This is a genomic window from Nitrospira sp. Kam-Ns4a, assembly GCF_965152595.1.
On record NZ_OZ224218.1, the window covers coordinates 2,426,213 to 2,442,620 of the forward strand.

A 16,408-nucleotide genomic window follows, 5' to 3' on the forward strand; every position below is an offset into this window, starting at 1 on the left:
CCTGGCGAGTCCCTGCTCTGTATAGAGGCGCGATGACGACGCAACCAGAACCCCACAGGAAGCACGAAAAGCTGGTGATGGACGCGAGCGAGATGGGGCGCGCCCTGACGCGGATCGCCCACGAGATCATCGAGCGGAATAAGGGCATCGAGCGCGTCGCGCTGGTCGGCATCCGGACGGGCGGGGTGCACCTCGCGCACCGGCTCGCGCGCCGGATCCAAGAGATCGAGAAAGCGCAGGTGCCGATCGGGGAGCTGGACATCACGCTGTATCGGGACGACCTCGCTCTGCGCAAGGAGCAGCCCGTCCTGCGAAAGACCACGATCCCCTTTCATATCTCCGACCTGCACATCGTGCTGGTGGACGATGTCCTGTTCACGGGGCGGACGATCCGGGCAGCGATGGACGGCCTCATGGATCTCGGCCGGCCGGCCGAGATCCAGCTCGCCGTGCTGGTGGACCGCGGGCACCGGCAGTTGCCCATCAAGGCCAACTACGTCGGCAAGAACATCCCGACCGCGCGGGACGAGCAAGTTCACGTGTTCCTTGAAGAAGAAGGCGAAGAGGACCGGGTGGTCATCGTCAAAGGATGATGCGGAGGACCCCATGAGCCTCAAGCGCAAGGACCTGGTGGGGATCGCGGCGCTGGCCCCGGACGAGATCATGGAGATTTTGGATACGGCCGAATCCTTCAAGGAGGTGAGCGGGCGCGAGATCAAGAAAGTGCCGGCGCTCCGGGGAAAGACGGTCGTCAACCTCTTCTTCGAGCCCAGCACCCGCACGCGCACGTCCTTCGAGCTGGCGGCCAAGCGGCTCAGCGCCGACGTGATCAACTTTTCGCCGTCCGCCAGCAGCGTCGTCAAAGGCGAGACCCTCCTCGACACCGCGCGCAACATCGAGGCCATGCAGGCGGACCTGATCGTGCTCCGCCATCCGGCCGCGGGAGCAGCAGAGATCCTGGCGCGGGGGGTCAAGTCCTCCGTGATCAACGCGGGGGACGGGTGGCACGAGCACCCCACGCAGGCGCTGCTGGATCTCTTTACGCTGCGGGAGAAGACGCGGGACTTCCGCGGCCTGACGGTGGCCATCGTGGGGGACCTTGCCCACAGCCGGGTGGCCCGCTCCAACATCTACGCGCTGACCAAGCTGGGGGCGGAGGTGCGGGCCGTCGGGCCGCCGACGATGATCCCGACCTTCCTGGACCGGCTGGGCGTTCGCGTCTCCTACCATCTGGACGAGGCCCTGCGGGGGGTGGATGTGATCATGATGTTGCGTCTCCAGCTCGAGCGACAGGGCCGTGCCCTGTTCCCGAGCATCCGGGAATACTCCCGGCTCTACGGCCTCACCCCCGAGCGGGTAAAGCTGGCGGCGCCCGGCGTCCTGATCATGCATCCAGGCCCGATCAACCGGGGCGTAGAGATCGCGCCCGAAGTGGCCGACAGCTTCGCTTCGGTGATCCTCGATCAGGTGGCCAACGGCGTCGCGGTCCGGATGGCGGTGCTGTACCTGCTGGCGGGCGCAGGCTCATAGCGAACCGCGAGTAGCCGACAGCGCTGAGCTACTCGCTGTTCACTGCTGGCGCAAAGAGGAACCATGGCGATTCTCATCAAGGGCGGCCGGGTCATTGACCCCGGACGGCTCAACGGTCCGGCGGACGTGCTCATCGAGGATGGGAAGATCGTGGCGGTCGGGCCGAACCTGGCTGGCGCCGGCGGTCGAAAGAACCACACCCTGACCGTCATCGACGCCGCGGGCAAGCTCGTGCTGCCCGGCTTCGTGGACCTGCACGTTCATCTGCGGGAGCCTGGCTTCGAGTATAAGGAGACCATCGAGACCGGGACGGCCGCGGCGGTCGCGGGCGGCTTCACCTCCGTCTGCTGTATGCCGAACACCAACCCGGTCAACGACAACCAATCCGTCACCGAGTTCATCCTCGAGCGAGCCGCGGTGGCGGGGTCGGCGCACGTGTTCCCGATCGGGGCGATCACCAAGGGCTCCGAGGGGAAGGAGTTGGCCGAGATCGGTGAGTTGCGCGAGGCCGGTTGCGTGGCCATCTCCGACGACGGCCGACCGGTGATGAACAGCCTGGTGATGCGCCGGGCGATGGAGTACGCCCGCGCCTTCGATCTCCCGGTGGTGGACCACTGCGAGGACCTGTACCTCTCGGAGGGCGGCTGCATGAACGAAGGGCTCGTCTCGACGCAGATGGGCCTCCAGGGCATCCCTGCCGCGGCGGAGGAGGTGATGGTGGCCCGGAACCTGGCGCTGGCCGAGCTAACGGGCGCCCGGCTGCACCTGGCCCACATCAGCACGGCCGGGTCCGTCCGGATCGTCCGCGAGGCCAAGGCGCGCGGCCTGCGGGTGACGGCGGAGGCCTGTCCCCACCACTTCACGCTCACGGAAGAGGCGGTGCGTGGCTTCAACACGCACGCGAAGATGAACCCGCCGCTGCGAACCTGGCACGACGTGCAAGCGATCAAGGAAGGACTGCGGGACGGCACCATTGACGTCATCGCGACGGACCACGCGCCGCACGCCACCCAGGACAAGCAGCAACAGTTCGCCGAGGCGCCCTTCGGCGTGGTGGGTCTCGAGACCGCACTGCCGTTGACTCTGGCGCTGGTCGAGGAGGGCGTCCTCTCGCTCGAGGCGGCGGTGGCCAAGCTGACGCGCGAGCCTGCGCGCGTGTTCGGGCTCGCCAAGGGCAGCCTCGCCCCCGGCGCGGACGCCGACGTGGTCATCGTGGACCCGCAGGAGACCTGGGACGTGGACCCGCAGCGGTTCCGGTCCAAGAGCCGCAACACCCCCTTCGCAGGCTGGACGGTCAAGGGGCGGGTGCGTACCACGCTGACGGCCGGACGGGTCGTGTACGAAGCGTGAGGAAGTCTGATGCGGTGAGGGGGGGCAAGGGAGGAGTCGGATGTCCCCGGATCGCCAAATCGCCAGCTCACCACATCGTCCCGTGCAGCGTTGGGCAGCCCTGGTGCAAACCGTGGAGCTGCTGGCCCTGGCGGTGTGGACGGGCGGGCTGATCGTGATCGTCGCCGCGGTGATTCCAGCGGTCTTCAATTCGTTCGGGATGGAGCCCGGCGGCCGGCTCCTGACCCGCGTCTTCGACGGGTATAATCGGCTGGCCGGGGTCGCCGCGATCCTGCTGGCGGCGGGCCTGGCGGTCCGGCTGCGGCTCCGGGCCTGGGGCGGGACCGGGCGGCCGGCGGTCCCGCGCGCGGAGATCGGACTGTTGCTGGCGATGGTGCTGGTGGCGGCGCTGATCACGTTCGTGCTGGGCCCGGAATCGGTCGCCCTGCAGGAGCGGGCCTTTGCCGCCCAGGGAGAGGCGGCCAAGAAGGCCGCCTACGACGCCTTCTTCCGGACCCACCACGTGGTCCGGGCGCTCTACGTGGTGAACCTCGGTTTGGGCGTGGCGCTGCTGGCCGTCAAAGCGCGGGCCGGGGTGGCCGGCCCGACCCCGCTGAGCGGAGAGGGGGACACGTGAAGCGAGCGATTCTGGCCCTGGCGGATGGCACGGTCTTCGACGGTCTCGCCCTCGGCTTCGAGGGCGAGACCGTCGGGGAGGTCGTCTTCAACACGGCCATGACCGGGTACCAGGAAATCCTGACCGATCCCTCCTACAAGGGGCAGATCGTCACGATGACGTGTCCGCATATCGGCAACTATGGGGTCGCGAAGGAAGACGCGGAGTCCCAGCGGCTGTGGGCCGAGGGCTTCATTGTGAAGGAAGCCAGCCGCCGGCCGAGCAACTGGCGGGCCGACCGGTCGCTCGACGAGTACCTGCGCGAGGCGCGGCTCGTCGGCATCGAAGGGATTGACACGAGAGCCTTGACCCGGCACCTGCGGGACCATGGCTCCCAGCAAGGCGTGATCTCGCACGTGGACCTGGATGCCACGCGCGCGGTCGAGAAGGCGCGGACCGCGCCCGGTATCGTCGGCCGGGACCTGGTCGCCGCAGTGACCTGCACGCGGGCCTACGAGTGGACCGAGGGCTCAGGAGCCTGGCAGCCCGACCAGCCCGGCGACGGGGCGGCGGGCCCCGGGCAGAACGGCCACCGCTTCACGGTCGTCGCGTACGATTTCGGCGTGAAACAGAACATCCTGCGCCGTCTGGTGGACGTCGGCTGCCGCGTGACCGTGGTCCCGGCCTCCACGCCGGCGGAGACGGTGAAGGCGATGGCGCCGGACGGTATTCTGCTCTCCAACGGACCCGGAGACCCGGAAGGTGTGCCCTATGCCATCGAGGCGGTCCGGCAGTTGATCGGCTGGCGGCCGATCCTCGGCATCTGTCTGGGGCACCAGATCCTCGGCCTGGCCATGGAGCTGCCCACGTACAAATTGAAGTTTGGCCACCATGCCGCGAACCACCCGGTGCTGGATCTCCGGACGCGCCGGGTGGCGATCACGTCCCAGAACCACAATTTCGCGGTCCGCGTCCCGGTGCCGCTCCTGCCGGCGCGCGACGGGCTGCCGACGGTGGACACCGCGTTCGGCCGCGTCGCCGTCAGCCACGTGAGCCTGAACGACGAGTCGATCGAAGGGATCGTCTGCCTGGATCAGCCGGTCCTGTCGGTCCAGTACCACCCCGAGGCGGCCCCGGGGCCTCACGACTCAGCCTATCTCTTCCGCCAATTCGTCGCTATGATGGAGCAAGCCCATGTCTAACGCCGCGTGCCGAAAAAGCGTCGCCCTCGCCGGCGCCGCGCTCACCCCGCTGCTGGCGGGGTGCATCACGATCAACCTGCTGCCCGGGCCCGGTCCCCTGCGCGAAGAGGTCCTCAGCGGCTCCGGGTCCGCCAAGGTCCTGCTGCTCGATGTGGACGGGTTGATCAGCGCGCAGGACGGGGATGGGCTGTTCAATCGCCCGAACCTGGTGGCCCAGGTCAAGGAGGCACTGTCGCGCGCGGCCGAGGACCAGCACGTCAAGGCACTCGTGCTGCGAATCAACAGCCCCGGCGGCACCGTCACCGCATCCGACGTCCTGCACCATGAGGTCAAGCAGTTCAAAGAGAAACGGAAGATTCCGGTCATCGCCTCGATCATGGACGTGGGCGCTTCGGGCGGCTACTACGTTGCGGTCGCCGCAGACAAGATCGTGGCGCATCCCTCCTCCGTCACGGGGAGCATCGGGGTGATCATGCTGACGATCAACGCGCGCGGGCTCCTGGAGAAGATCGGCATGGAAGCCACGGCCGTGACGTCCGGTCCCAAGAAAGACATGGGTTCGCCGTTCCGGCCGATGACGGAGGAGGAGCGGCAGATCTTCCAAAGCGTGATCGACCACTTCTACCAGCGTTTCCTGACGGTGGTCCGGGAGGGGCGCCGCAACCTGACTGCGGACGAGGTCCGGAGACTGGCGGACGGCCGGATCTACTCGGGCGAGCAAGCGAAAGCCCTCGGATTGGTGGACAGCGTCGGCTACCTGGACGAAGCGATCGAGACGGCCAAGCGGCAAGCGGGGCTCACGGAAGCCCGGGTGGTCACCTACTACCGGCCCGGCGAGTATCGGCAGAACATCTACTCCCGGCTGATGGGCGGGGGAGGCGGCCTGGCCGCCCTGGCTGCCCTGGATCCGATGGCGATGCTTAGAGGCCGCACCCCGCAGTTCATGTATTTGTGGATGCCGTAACGGGCGGGGACCAGGCGACGCGGGACGAGGGGCGGCGGGGTACGGAGACCACCAAAGCGATGGCGACGGAGCACCCAGCAAACTGGTCATCAATTCCTATTGGGCGTCGGACCGCCCTGTCCGTGGGCGCGCGGGGCATCGTTGGGCTTTGGACCGCGTTGGGAACCGGCGCGTTGCTCGGCCTGATCGAGGCACTCGCGGGCTGCGTCCGTGCCCCGGGGACCGCCCGCGAGCAGCTCATCTTCATCTCGGAGGAGAAGGAGATCGCCATGGGCGTCCAGGCGTTCCGCACCATCCTACGGGAGGCCCGGCTCAATGAAAACCCCGAGATCAATGAGATGGTCCACCGGGTGGGTATGGGGATCGCCAAGGTCGCTCACAAACCGGAATACCACTGGGAGTTCGCCGTCATCCAGGACGACAAGATCGTCAACGCCTTCGCGCTGCCCGGTGGCAAGGTCGCTGTGTTCACGGGCATCCTGAAGTACACCCAGAACGAGGACGGGCTGGCGACGGTGATGGGGCACGAGGTTGCGCACGCCCTCCAACGGCACGGCGCGGAACGGATGAGCCGGGGCCTGCTCGAGCAGATCGCCCAACTCGGCACGTTAGCGGCTTCGGCCAGCGGCGCGATCAATCCCAGCGTGGCGATGGGCGCGATGCAGGCTTACGGGGTCGGCGTGTCTTTGCCCTTCAACCGGAAGCAGGAATCGGAGGCCGACTACATCGGGCTGCGCCTGATGGCCCAGGCGGGCTACGATCCCCGCGAGGCCGTGCGTTTTTGGGAGCGGATGTCGGGCTGTCCGAAGCAGTTGATCGGGAAGCTCTGCTTCCGCTCCCAGGCGGCCATCCCAGAGTTCCTCTCGACGCACCCCTCGGATGTGACCAGAATCAACCAGCTCGAGGCCTGGATTCCGGAGGCCCTCCACCTCTACCAGCCCGGCAACAAGCCGGCTCCGGAGCTGCAGGTCCCGCCCTTCCTGCAACCACCGCCGCCCCCGCGCGACGGCCTGCCCAGGTCCGGGTGAAGAAGGAGTCTATGCCGAAACGCGCCGACATCCAGTCCATCCTGCTGATCGGGTCCGGCCCCATCGTCATCGGGCAGGCCTGCGAGTTCGACTACTCGGGAACCCAGGCCTGCAAGGCCCTGAAGGAAGAGGGCTATCGGGTGGTCCTGATCAACAGCAATCCCGCGACGATCATGACCGACCCGGAACTGGCGGACCGGACCTACATCGAGCCGATCACGGCGGACGTCATCGAGCGGGTCATCGAGCGGGAGCGGCCCGACGCCCTGCTGCCCACCATGGGCGGCCAGACCGCTCTCAACGTGGCGGTCGCGTTGGCCCAACGCGGGACGCTCGCCAAGTACGGCGTGCAGCTCATCGGCGCGTCGGCCGACGCCATCCACAAGGCCGAGGACCGGGAGGCCTTCCGGCAGGCCATGTGGAAGATCGGCCTGCGGACGCCGGCCAGCGGCATCGCGCGGACGCTGGCCGAGGCCGAGCGCGAGGTCGAACGGATCGGCTTTCCGACGATCGTCCGTCCCTCGTTCACTCTCGGGGGCACCGGCGGGAACATCGCCTACAACATCGAGGAGTTCAAGCGCTGCGCCGAATGGGGGCTTCAGGCGAGCCCGGTCGGGGAGATCCTGATCGAGGAATCCGTCATCGGCTGGAAAGAGTTCGAGCTGGAGGTGATGCGGGACCTCAAGGACAACGTCGTCATCGTCTGCCCGATCGAGAACCTGGACCCCATGGGCGTCCACACGGGCGACAGCATCACCGTGGCGCCGGCCCTCACGCTGACGGATAAGGAATACCAGGCGATGCGGGACGCCGCGATCCGGATCATCCGGGAGATCGGCGTGGACACGGGCGGCTCCAACATCCAGTTTGGCGTGAATCCGGACACCGGCGAAATGGTCGTGATCGAGATGAACCCGCGCGTCTCCCGCAGCTCGGCCCTCGCCTCGAAGGCGACCGGGTTCCCGATCGCCAAGATCGCCGCCAAGCTGGCGGTCGGCTATACGCTGGACGAGATCACCAACGACATCACGCGGGTGACCAAGGCCGCCTTCGAACCCACCATTGATTATGTGGTCGTGAAGGTCCCGCGGTTCGCCTTCGAGAAGTTCCCCGGGGCAGACCCAACCCTGACCACGCAGATGAAATCGGTCGGGGAGGCCATGGCCATCGGCCGGACGTTCAAGGAGGCGCTTCAGAAAGCGATTCGGTCGCTCGAGGTGGACCGCTGCGGGCTTATCTCCCTGCAGGGCTGGGACCGGGGGCTCCCGGACGGGATCTCCCGCGAAGAGGCCGCCGCGCGCGTGCGCGTCGCGCTCCGGGCCCCGCACCCGGACCGCCTCTGGCATCTCGCTGACGGCTTCCGCGCAGGGCTCTCAATCGAGGCCCTGTACGAGCTGACCAAGGTGGACCCCTGGTTCCTGGATCAGATCCGGGAGATCGTCGAGTTCGAAAGCCGCCTGATCAAGGCTGCCCAGCACCGGGAACCCGTTGCATTCTTCGGAGCCACGGGTACCCCCATCACCCATGACCTCCTTCTGGAAGCCAAGCAGCTCGGGTTTGCGGATGAGCGGATCGCGCAGCTCCTCGGGATCCCCAAGACCGACGCACGCCGGGTGCGCGCGGCCCTCGGACCGGCCGGCGCCCCCGGGGACCGGGCCGTCACCTACAAGCGCGTGGACACTTGCGCGGCCGAGTTCGAGGCGCACACGCCCTACCTCTACTCCACCTACGAGCGCGAATGCGAGGCGCGGCCGACCACGCGGCCGAAAGTCGTGATCCTCGGGGGCGGACCCAACCGCATCGGGCAGGGGATCGAGTTCGATTACTGCTGCGTGCACGCCGCCTTCGCGCTCCGGGAGCTGGGGATCGAGACCATCATGGTCAATTGCAACCCGGAGACGGTCAGCACGGACTACGACACCTCCGACCGGCTGTACTTCGAGCCGCTCACAGAGGAGGACGTCCTGAACATCGTCGCGTGCGAACGGCCCCTGGGCCTCGTCGTGCAGTTCGGCGGCCAGACGCCGCTCAAGCTCGCGCTGCCGTTGGAGCGGGCGGGCGCGAACATCCTCGGCACCAAGCCGGACGCGATTGACCGGGCCGAGGACCGGGAGCGCTTCCGCGACCTCCTGCTCACGCTCGGACTCACCCAGCCGGCGAGCGGCATGGCCCGCTCCGTGGAGGAGGCTGTGCGGGTGGCCGCGCGGCTGCGCTATCCGGTCATGGTCCGCCCCTCCTACGTGCTGGGCGGGCGCGCCATGCAGATCGTCTACGACGAGGACGGTCTGCTCACCTACATGGCGTCGGCGGTCAAGGCCTCGCCGGACCATCCCGTGCTCATTGACAAGTACCTGGAGGACGCCATCGAGATTGACGTGGACGCCATCGCCGACGGCCGCCGGGTCGTCGTCGCCGGGATCATGGAGCACATCGAGGAGGCGGGGGTGCATTCCGGGGATTCCGCCTGTTCGCTGCCCCCCTATAGCTTGGACGCGGGCGTCGTCGCGGAGATCCGCCGCCAGACCGCCGCGCTGGCGATGGAGCTGGGCGTCGTCGGGCTCATGAACGCGCAGTTTGCCGTGCGCAACGGGACCCTGTACGTGCTCGAGGTCAACCCGCGGGCCTCCCGGACGGTGCCTTTCGTGAGCAAGGCGATCGGCGTGCCGCTGGCGAAGCTGGCCATGAAGGTGATGATGGGGCGCACGCTGGAGGAGCTGGGCTTCACGGAAGCCCCCGCCCCCGCCCACGTCTCGGTCAAGGAAGCCGTGTTCCCTTTCACCAAGTTCGCGGGCGTGGATGTCCTGCTGGGGCCGGAGATGCGCTCGACCGGCGAGGTCATGGGGATCGACGAGGAGTTCGGCTGGGCCTTCGCCAAATCCCAGGCCGCGGCCAACGTCTCCCTACCGACCGGCGGCACAGCGTTCCTCAGCGTGAAGGACCGGGACAAGCCGGCGGCCCTGGAGATCGCCCGCCGCCTCCGGCGGCTCGGGTTCCAGATCGAGGCCACCCGCGGCACAGCCGCCTTTTTGCAGGAGCGTGGCGTTCCCGCCACGACCGTGAACAAGGTGACGGAAGGCCGGCCGCACATCGTGGACCACATCAAGAACGGGGAGATCTGCCTGGTCGTCAATACGGTCGGGAGCGAATCGTCCCATGCGGATTCCAAGTCCATCCGCCGGGAGGCGCTCCACCACAATATCCCGTACTACACGACGATGCCCGGCGCCAGGGCAGCCGTGCTCGGCATCGAAGCGATCGTCCGCAAGGGGCTGACGATCAAGTCCTTGCAGGAGTACCACCAGACAGCAAGTGGCTAGCAGCAAGCAACTGTTTGCTATTTGCTGGTAGCCGTTGGCCGTCGCTTGTTGAGGAAAAGCTATGCCGACTCCGATCACGAGAAAGGGCTACGACGCGCTGAAGGCGGAGCTGGACCGGTTGAAGAAGGTGGAGCGGCCGAAGGTGATCGAGGCGATCGCCGAGGCGCGCTCCCACGGAGACCTCAGCGAGAATGCCGAATACGAAGCCGCCAAGGAGCGGCAGGGGTTCATCGAGTCCCGGATCACGGAGCTGGAGCGCAAGCTCGCGGAGGCCCGGATCGTGGACACGGCCAACCTCGCCGGCGACACGGTCGTGTTCGGCGCCACGGTCGTGCTCCTGGACGTCCAGGCCAACGAGCAGAAACAGTATACGCTGGTCGGGCAGGACGAGGCGGACCTGAAGAACGGCAAGATCTCCGTCCAGTCGCCGGTCGGCAAGGCCTTGATCGGCCACCGGGTCGGCGACATCGTCGAGGTCAAGACCCCCGCCCGGCAGGCGGAGTACGAGATCCTGGAAATCCGCTTCGAAGAACTGTGACGGCCATGCCGACTGCCATTTCTCTCGTGACGCTGTTGACCGACTTCGGCGATCGCGACTACTTCGTCGCGAGCATGAAGGGGGTCATCCTGAACATCAACCCGCAGTGCCGGATCGTGGACCTCTCGCACCAGGTCGAGCCCCAGCAGGTCGAGGAGGGGGCTTACCTCCTCAAGTCCTGTTACAAGTATTTCCCGGACGGTACGATCCATGTAGCCGTCGTGGACCCGGGGGTCGGCACCATGCGGCGCGCGCTGCTGGCGACCAGCTCCCGGTACTTCTTCCTGGGACCGGACAACGGCATCCTCAGCTACGCACTCGAGGAAGAGACGTCCGTGGAAGTCCGCCAGATCGAGAACAAGCAGTACCGGCTGGACTCCGAAGGGGCGACCTTCGACGGGCGGGACCTGTTCGCTCCTTCGGCCGCCTGGCTCACCCGGGGGCAGCAGCCGGGCTCCTACGGCCGGCTCATTCGGGATTACGTCACGCTACCCTTTCCACACCCGGCCTGGAGCGGCGGCGTGCTCGTCGGGCGGATCATGTACGTGGACCGGTTCGGCAACCTGATCTCCAACATCACGCCGCTCTTCCTCAAGGAAGCGAAAGGGAAGTCCCGGCAGGACCGCGTCTCGATCCGGATCGCCGGCGTCACGATTGACGATTTGGTGGCGACCTACGCGGCGGGGCAGCCGGGCGCGCCCCAGGCCCTTATCAACAGCAACGGCCAGCTCGAAATCTTCGTCAAGGACGGGAGCGCCGCCGCGCTGCTTAAGTGCGGCCGCGGCGAGCGGATCGAGCTGGCCTAGCGCCACGCCGGGGGGGTCCCTCTTCGACCCGCCCGGGCGGTCTTCCTCGCCACAAGTGCCTCCCCCAATCTCTTTCCCCCTTTGCGTTCCCGGCGAACACGCCAGTGAGCCGGATCGGCTCGTTTCTCTCAGGCGCCCTCAGAGGAGTCGAACGGGGATGACCGCCGTGAGAAGGGGGCCCGGCCAGGTGCCCGCATGGCGCCGAAGGAAGCCGCGCTGGGCTGTCTGAAGCGACGCCAGACGGACGACGACGCCACCACCGCTTGCCTGGAGCAGCTCGGGCTGGTGGGGCGCAGCCCAGCGCTCCGGCTGGTGAGGGAATTCGTGCAGAAGGCTGGCCAGGTCAGCGATGTGCCCGTGCTGATCACCGGAGAATCCAGGACCGGGAAGGAGCTCATTGCCCGGGCCATCCACCAGGTTGACCGCAAGCGCTCCCAGGGCCCCTTCGTCGCGGTGAACTGCAGCGCCGTCCCCGGCTCGCTGGCCGAGAGCGAGTTCTTCGGGCATGCCCGGGGGGCCTTTACTGGCGCGATCGCCGCGCATCCAGGCCTGTTCCGGGCCGCCCACCGCGGCGTGCTCTTCCTCGATGAGGTCAGCGAGCTGGACCTCAGGTTGCAACCGAAGCTCCTGCGGGTGCTCCAGGAGGGCCGCATCCTGGCGGTCGGCGAGACGGTCGAGCGCGCGGTGGACGTCCGCGTGATCGCCGGCACGAACAAGGAGTTGGCTGCGGCGGTGTCTCGGGGAGAATTCCGATTGGACCTGTACCATCGGCTGAACGTCCTCTCCCTTCGGGTCCCGGGGCTCAAGCAACGCAAGGAAGACATCGCTCCCCTGGTCCAGTTCTTTCTCGAGAAATACCGAGCCTGCTACCAGCATGGAATCCGTGCCGTCGAGCCCCGTGTCCTCGAGCTGCTGACCTCGCTCGAGCTGCAGGGCAACGTGCGAGAGCTGGAGAACATCGTCCGCCAGGCCCTGTTTCGCAAGCGGGCCGGCGATCGCTTGGAGATGGGCGACCTCCCGCCCGAAGTCATTCGGCTTCTGCTCGCGTCACCTTCTGCTGACCGTGAGCTGGCCCTCGACCACGCCGCCACCGAGATGGTCCGGGCAGGGGTGGGCTTGTCCGAAGCCCTGAAGCGGTTTGAACCCGAATTCCGCAGTTGAATGACGATCATGGGGAGGCGCCCTGGGCGTGAGGCGTGAATGGGAGCGCCGGGCCGGTGAGGTCGGCAGGCCCCGATGGGGGCTGGCGGGGGTCATCCGCCTCGGCAGGTCCCATTCCAACTGCGCCGCAATCGGGAGACCGTGGAACAGGGTCCGCAACCGGGTGAGAAAGTCGGCGCGCTCGTCGCGGGGGACGGCGAAGCGGATGCGGAGCCAGCGGGCTTGGGGGATCAGATCCGCCCCGACCAGAACGATCAGGTCCCGGACAGCCCGCAGCCGCCGCTTAAACCAGCACGCGGGCAGGACCGTCTCCCGGAAGCCCCTCAGGAGATTGGAGAGGACACAGCCAGTCCGGAAGGCCGCAGCGGTCGCGTCAAACGACTGGAGGCAGAACGTGTCCAGGCTCAGGTCCTCTGTCAGCTCCTTGATCCGGTTCTCGCTGTCCGCCCGGCCCGCGTCCATCCGCGTGACCAACTCGGCGGCGTAGGGCACCGTGGTGACGAAGACCCGGGAGGTGTAGCCCGGGCACTCGATCAGGTACCGCCCCCGGGCGTCGGGGGGCTCGGCCAGGGTCTGGCGCAGGCACACGAACTGCCGCCGCTGCCCCCGCCAGGCGGGCCACGTGGCCATCGCATCGGCCACGGCGATGCCCCGGGCCACGGGTCCGCCACTCGGCCTCCGGAATGCGCTGCACGACCCGCTGGCGGACGAGCGGGGTCAGCCGCGCCACGATGATATATGGCAGATCGCGGGCTTCCAAGAAGCACAAGCAGGCCGTCACCAAGAAGCCAGCATCCGTCCGCACGAGGCCGATCTGGTGCCCGGCTGGCAGCAGCACTAAGGCTTGCGCCAGCAATGCCCGGGCGCCATTGGCGGTCCCCGCATGGCCCGCCCGCAAGGTGGCCCACAAGAGCCGGCGGCGCTCGCTCACCCACGCGACCAACGGATGCTGGGAGGGGCGACCCTGCGTGAGCGGGTTCTGCCCCGTGAGGCTTCCGTCCTGCTCGCCATAGCGACAGAACACGGTCGAATCCAGGTCCAGGGGATGGCCCAGCACGATCGGCCGCATGGCGCTCAGAGACAGCCGCATCAGGGTTTCGGACACCTCGGTGAGCCGCTGGGCCGTGAAGCCGGGAAAGAAGCGCCGGAGCGTATCGGGCGCCGGGAAGCGCGTAAGGCCGAGCAGGCGAGGCAGCAAAGGATCCCGGCGGTACCGCGTGACGTGCGCGAACCGCTCGATCCCCAACGCAGGCTGTACCACCAGGCTAGCAGCACGTCCACCGAGGCAATCTGATTGTTCGACGTCTTCGCAAAGGGCGCCAGCAGCGGGACGAGCGCGGCCCGCAGGCTGATCAGTTCGAAGTACAGGCGGAGCAGAATGGCCCCAGCCCAGACGGTGATCGGATGGTCCGTAAACGCAAAGCGGATCTTCGGGTAGAGCGGTGACGCGGGTCGGTGACACCCTCGCATACCGAACCTCCTGTCCCCACGGGAGAATGTGATCGCCTACTCCACATCAAGACGGATCAACTGCGGAATCTGGGCTTAGCCGAGACCAAAGACGCCCTGAACCGGCTCACAGCCCTCCAGCGCTCGATCAAGAAGAACGGAGCGATCTGGGTCGTAGCGCCCAAGGGCCAAGCGCACCTCAAGGAAACAGGATGTCATCGCCGTCGGCAAGGCAGCCGGCCTTGTGGACACAAAGGTGGTCAGCTTCTCCGACACCCACAGGGCCCACAAGCTGGTGATCCCCGTCGCCCGTCGCTGAGCCGGCCCCGCGCTGGGCTCGGCCCCTGAGCCTAGCCGGCGAGCCGGTGCCACGCGGCCAGATAGTCTTGGACCGCCGCGACGAAGGTCCCGTGGCTCCAGGTCAGTGGCGAGACGGAGAGGGGCTCGTGCGTAAAGGGGTGCACCTGCTCGGCGAGCACGCCGGACGGGAGGCCGTGCCGCACGCACCACTCCAGGAGCGCCACCGCCTCCTTGAGGTCCTCCCGCCTGGTCGCGCTCGCGATGGTCCACTGGGCCAGCCAGAGCGTACAGACGAACCAAGGATTCCCGGGCACGGTGGCGACGTCGTCGCTCTGCCGGTGATAGTAGTCGTTCTCGTACCGGGCCACCCCGCCGACCGCCGTCTTGACCCACAGGCGTTCCCGCACAGCCCTCATGGTCTGCACGACCCGCAGGTCGTGCACAGGCAACAGCCCGAAGTACCACAACCCGAACAGCGAGCTGTCTAGGACCGGGTCGAAGTCCCAGCTCCCGTCCGCTTTCCGGTTCGCCATCCGGACGAAGCGGTCCAGCTCTGGCCGGTAGAGCACCGATTCCACACCGGCCTTAATCTCCGCGGCGGCGCGCCAGTACTGCTCGGCCCGCGCCGCCTCGCCGAAGGCCGCGGCGAAGCCTCCCGCCGCCTGCAGGCCGGCCCAGACCGCCGCGCAGGTGAACGCGAGGACGCCACGCCGTTCTTCCCATAGGTCGTAGGAAGGGAGCGGCAATCCGCTCGTGGGGTCGCGGTAGCCCACCATGAACTCCGCTGCCCGCACGATGAGTGCGCGGTAGAGCGGCTTGATGAACTCGACGTCCTTCCACCGCTGGAAGTGCCGCCAAAGGGCCCAGACCACGAGCGCGGTCTCGTCCTCCTGGATCGGCAGATCCTTGCGGCCGTTCCTCACCCAGGGATGCCAGCTCGAGGCGAGGGTCCCATCCGGATTGTACTTGTGCAGCAGGTACCCCTCCTTGCTGATCACCTGGCAGGAGAAGCGGAAGAAGGGGCGGGTGATGTCCAGATAGCCGGCTAGGTCCAGGGCATAGGCGACCAGCGCCCCGTCCCTCGGCCACATGTAGGAGTAGGTATCCCGGACAGCCGAGGCGATGTCCGAGTCGTTGGCGGCGAGGATCGCGCCGCCGTTGTCAATCTGGGTACGGAGGATCAGCAGACTCAAGTCGTACAGCGCGCGCACACCCTCGGGCAGGTCGGCAAAGTCCGGGCGGTGCGACTCGAGCCAGAGCCGCCAGTAGGAGGCCGTGCGGTTCAGGAAGTGCCAGGGGCCTCGATGCCGGACCGAGCGGTTCAGCCGGGTGACCTCCTCGAACGAGGAGCCGACCGCCAGCCAATAGTAGGCCGTCTGGGTGGTGCGCGGGGGGAGGGCCAGGTGCACCGCCACCGTGGAATCCACGGAACCCTGGGCGATTGGATTGCCGGAGAGCTGCCCGTCCTCCGCATCCTTCCACGTACCCTGGAGGCTTTGGACTCCCTTGTGCCCGCAGGCCCATTGGTGCACTCCGATATGCCAGCCCTCGACCGTGTCCGGGGCATCCTCGGGACGCCGCCCCGGGGTCGCGGCGTTGGCCAGGAACCAGCGCGGGCCTTTGTAGTGATAGACTGCGCGCCGCTCCGGCTCGTAATAGGCCGTATCGCCAGTTTCATGGGAGGAGATGTAAAGGTCATGGTGGAAGAAGAGCCGGACGTCGCGCGGCATTTCCGTGGGATTGCTCACGTCTACCCGGCGCAGGTACAGGTTCTCGTGAAAGTCCACCGCGTCGTGACAGACCAGCTCGAGCTGGAGGTCCGGATGCGATAGCTCCACCTCCGCGACCAAGGTCGCCGGCGCATAGCGAAGCCGGCGAGACCAGCCGGGATCGTCCAGCCACCGAAACCGGCCGTCCACCCAGACTCCAAAGCGGCAGACGTGCCCGTTCGTGTGGTTCTCGAGCCCGACGTGCGGCCAGTAGAGGTCGCGCAACTGGTAAGTCGCATCCACGTTGACGAGGAGCGAGCCGTTGCCGAGCGGAAGGTCTCTGGGCATGGGCACACCGGGTCCACAGCGGTGCGTCACGGGGAAGCCGCAACGCCCCTGGATCGCCGCGTACGCAGTATATCGCAGGAAGCGGGGCGGTGAAAGTGAGAACTGCGCCCG

13 protein-coding genes and 1 pseudogene are annotated in these 16,408 nt (G+C 67.4%); 11 read left to right on the forward strand and 3 right to left on the reverse strand.

What is annotated here, in order from left to right; all coding sequences use genetic code 11:
- The first annotated feature begins 32 nt into the window (after nt 1-32).
- From pyrR to ACWHYQ_RS12225, 11 genes are all read left to right on the forward strand, one after another.
- On the forward strand, nt 33-593 hold the full coding sequence (gene pyrR / locus ACWHYQ_RS12175; protein ID WP_447972395.1) for a bifunctional pyr operon transcriptional regulator/uracil phosphoribosyltransferase PyrR: 561 nt from the start codon (nt 33-35) through the stop codon (nt 591-593).
- 13 nt (nt 594-606) lie between these two features.
- Nucleotides 607-1,530 (forward strand): aspartate carbamoyltransferase catalytic subunit, encoded by a 924-nt coding sequence (locus ACWHYQ_RS12180; RefSeq protein ID WP_447972396.1) that lies wholly within the window; start codon nt 607-609, stop codon nt 1,528-1,530.
- A 63-nt stretch (nt 1,531-1,593) separates the two neighbouring features.
- Nucleotides 1,594-2,880 (forward strand): dihydroorotase, encoded by a 1,287-nt coding sequence (locus ACWHYQ_RS12185; protein WP_447972397.1) that lies wholly within the window; start codon nt 1,594-1,596, stop codon nt 2,878-2,880.
- Between the two features lie 103 nt (nt 2,881-2,983).
- Entirely contained in the window at nt 2,984-3,496 is a 513-nt protein-coding gene (locus ACWHYQ_RS12190) for a DUF4149 domain-containing protein (RefSeq protein ID WP_447972398.1), read from the forward strand.
- Nucleotides 3,493-4,677 carry a glutamine-hydrolyzing carbamoyl-phosphate synthase small subunit gene (gene carA, locus ACWHYQ_RS12195; RefSeq protein ID WP_447972399.1) on the forward strand — a complete coding sequence of 395 codons (1,185 nt, stop codon included), beginning with the start codon at nt 3,493-3,495 and terminating at the stop codon, nt 4,675-4,677. The genes ACWHYQ_RS12190 and carA overlap by 4 nt, the downstream gene beginning before the upstream one ends.
- Nucleotides 4,670-5,641 (forward strand): signal peptide peptidase SppA, encoded by a 972-nt coding sequence (gene sppA / locus ACWHYQ_RS12200; RefSeq protein ID WP_447972400.1) that lies wholly within the window; start codon nt 4,670-4,672, stop codon nt 5,639-5,641. Before carA ends, sppA begins: the two co-directional genes overlap by 8 nt.
- Nucleotides 5,629-6,669, forward strand: a complete 1,041-nt coding sequence (locus tag ACWHYQ_RS12205) for a M48 family metallopeptidase (protein ID WP_447972401.1) — start codon at nt 5,629-5,631, stop codon at nt 6,667-6,669. The genes sppA and ACWHYQ_RS12205 overlap by 13 nt, the downstream gene beginning before the upstream one ends.
- 11 nt (nt 6,670-6,680) lie before the next feature.
- Entirely contained in the window at nt 6,681-9,986 is a 3,306-nt protein-coding gene (gene carB / locus ACWHYQ_RS12210; RefSeq protein WP_447972402.1) for a carbamoyl-phosphate synthase large subunit, read from the forward strand.
- Between the two features lie 61 nt (nt 9,987-10,047).
- Nucleotides 10,048-10,524, forward strand: coding sequence for a transcription elongation factor GreA (greA, locus tag ACWHYQ_RS12215; protein WP_447972403.1), 477 nt, complete (start codon nt 10,048-10,050; stop codon nt 10,522-10,524).
- Between the two features lie 5 nt (nt 10,525-10,529).
- Nucleotides 10,530-11,330, forward strand: a complete 801-nt coding sequence (locus ACWHYQ_RS12220) for an SAM hydrolase/SAM-dependent halogenase family protein (RefSeq protein ID WP_447972404.1) — start codon at nt 10,530-10,532, stop codon at nt 11,328-11,330.
- A gap of 195 nt (nt 11,331-11,525) precedes the next feature.
- The gene (locus ACWHYQ_RS12225; protein ID WP_447972405.1) at nt 11,526-12,491 is read left to right on the forward strand and encodes a sigma 54-interacting transcriptional regulator; all 966 of its coding nucleotides are present in this window, start codon (nt 11,526-11,528) and stop codon (nt 12,489-12,491) included.
- On the opposite strand, the gene ACWHYQ_RS12230 is transcribed toward ACWHYQ_RS12225, so the two are convergent.
- From ACWHYQ_RS12230 to ACWHYQ_RS12240, 3 genes and pseudogenes are all read right to left on the reverse strand, one after another.
- The gene (locus ACWHYQ_RS12230; RefSeq protein WP_447975618.1) at nt 12,378-13,151 is read right to left on the reverse strand and encodes a hypothetical protein; all 774 of its coding nucleotides are present in this window, start codon (nt 13,149-13,151) and stop codon (nt 12,378-12,380) included. The genes ACWHYQ_RS12225 and ACWHYQ_RS12230 overlap by 114 nt on opposite strands.
- Before the next feature lie 25 nt (nt 13,152-13,176).
- Nucleotides 13,177-13,953: pseudogene (locus ACWHYQ_RS12235) on the reverse strand (transposase); the annotation flags it as partial.
- A gap of 337 nt (nt 13,954-14,290) precedes the next feature.
- On the reverse strand, nt 14,291-16,297 hold the full coding sequence (locus tag ACWHYQ_RS12240; RefSeq protein ID WP_447972406.1) for a glycoside hydrolase family 15 protein: 2,007 nt from the start codon (nt 16,295-16,297) through the stop codon (nt 14,291-14,293).
- Nucleotides 16,298-16,408: the final 111 nt, after the last annotated feature.

Bases quoted from the DNA above. Each gene is read 5' to 3' on its own strand.
- ACWHYQ_RS12240 (WP_447972406.1), bottom strand. From the start codon at position 16,297: ATGCCCAGAGACCTTCCGCTCGGCAACGGCTCGCTCCTCGTCAACGTG.
- ACWHYQ_RS12180 (WP_447972396.1), top strand. From the start codon at position 607: ATGAGCCTCAAGCGCAAGGACCTGGTGGGGATCGCGGCGCTGGCCCCG.
- ACWHYQ_RS12185 (WP_447972397.1), top strand. From the start codon at position 1,594: ATGGCGATTCTCATCAAGGGCGGCCGGGTCATTGACCCCGGACGGCTC.
- sppA (WP_447972400.1), top strand. From the start codon at position 4,670: ATGTCTAACGCCGCGTGCCGAAAAAGCGTCGCCCTCGCCGGCGCCGCG.
- ACWHYQ_RS12225 (WP_447972405.1), top strand. From the start codon at position 11,526: ATGGCGCCGAAGGAAGCCGCGCTGGGCTGTCTGAAGCGACGCCAGACG.
- greA (WP_447972403.1), top strand. From the start codon at position 10,048: ATGCCGACTCCGATCACGAGAAAGGGCTACGACGCGCTGAAGGCGGAG.
- carB (WP_447972402.1), top strand. From the start codon at position 6,681: ATGCCGAAACGCGCCGACATCCAGTCCATCCTGCTGATCGGGTCCGGC.
- ACWHYQ_RS12220 (WP_447972404.1), top strand. From the start codon at position 10,530: ATGCCGACTGCCATTTCTCTCGTGACGCTGTTGACCGACTTCGGCGAT.
- pyrR (WP_447972395.1), top strand. From the start codon at position 33: ATGACGACGCAACCAGAACCCCACAGGAAGCACGAAAAGCTGGTGATG.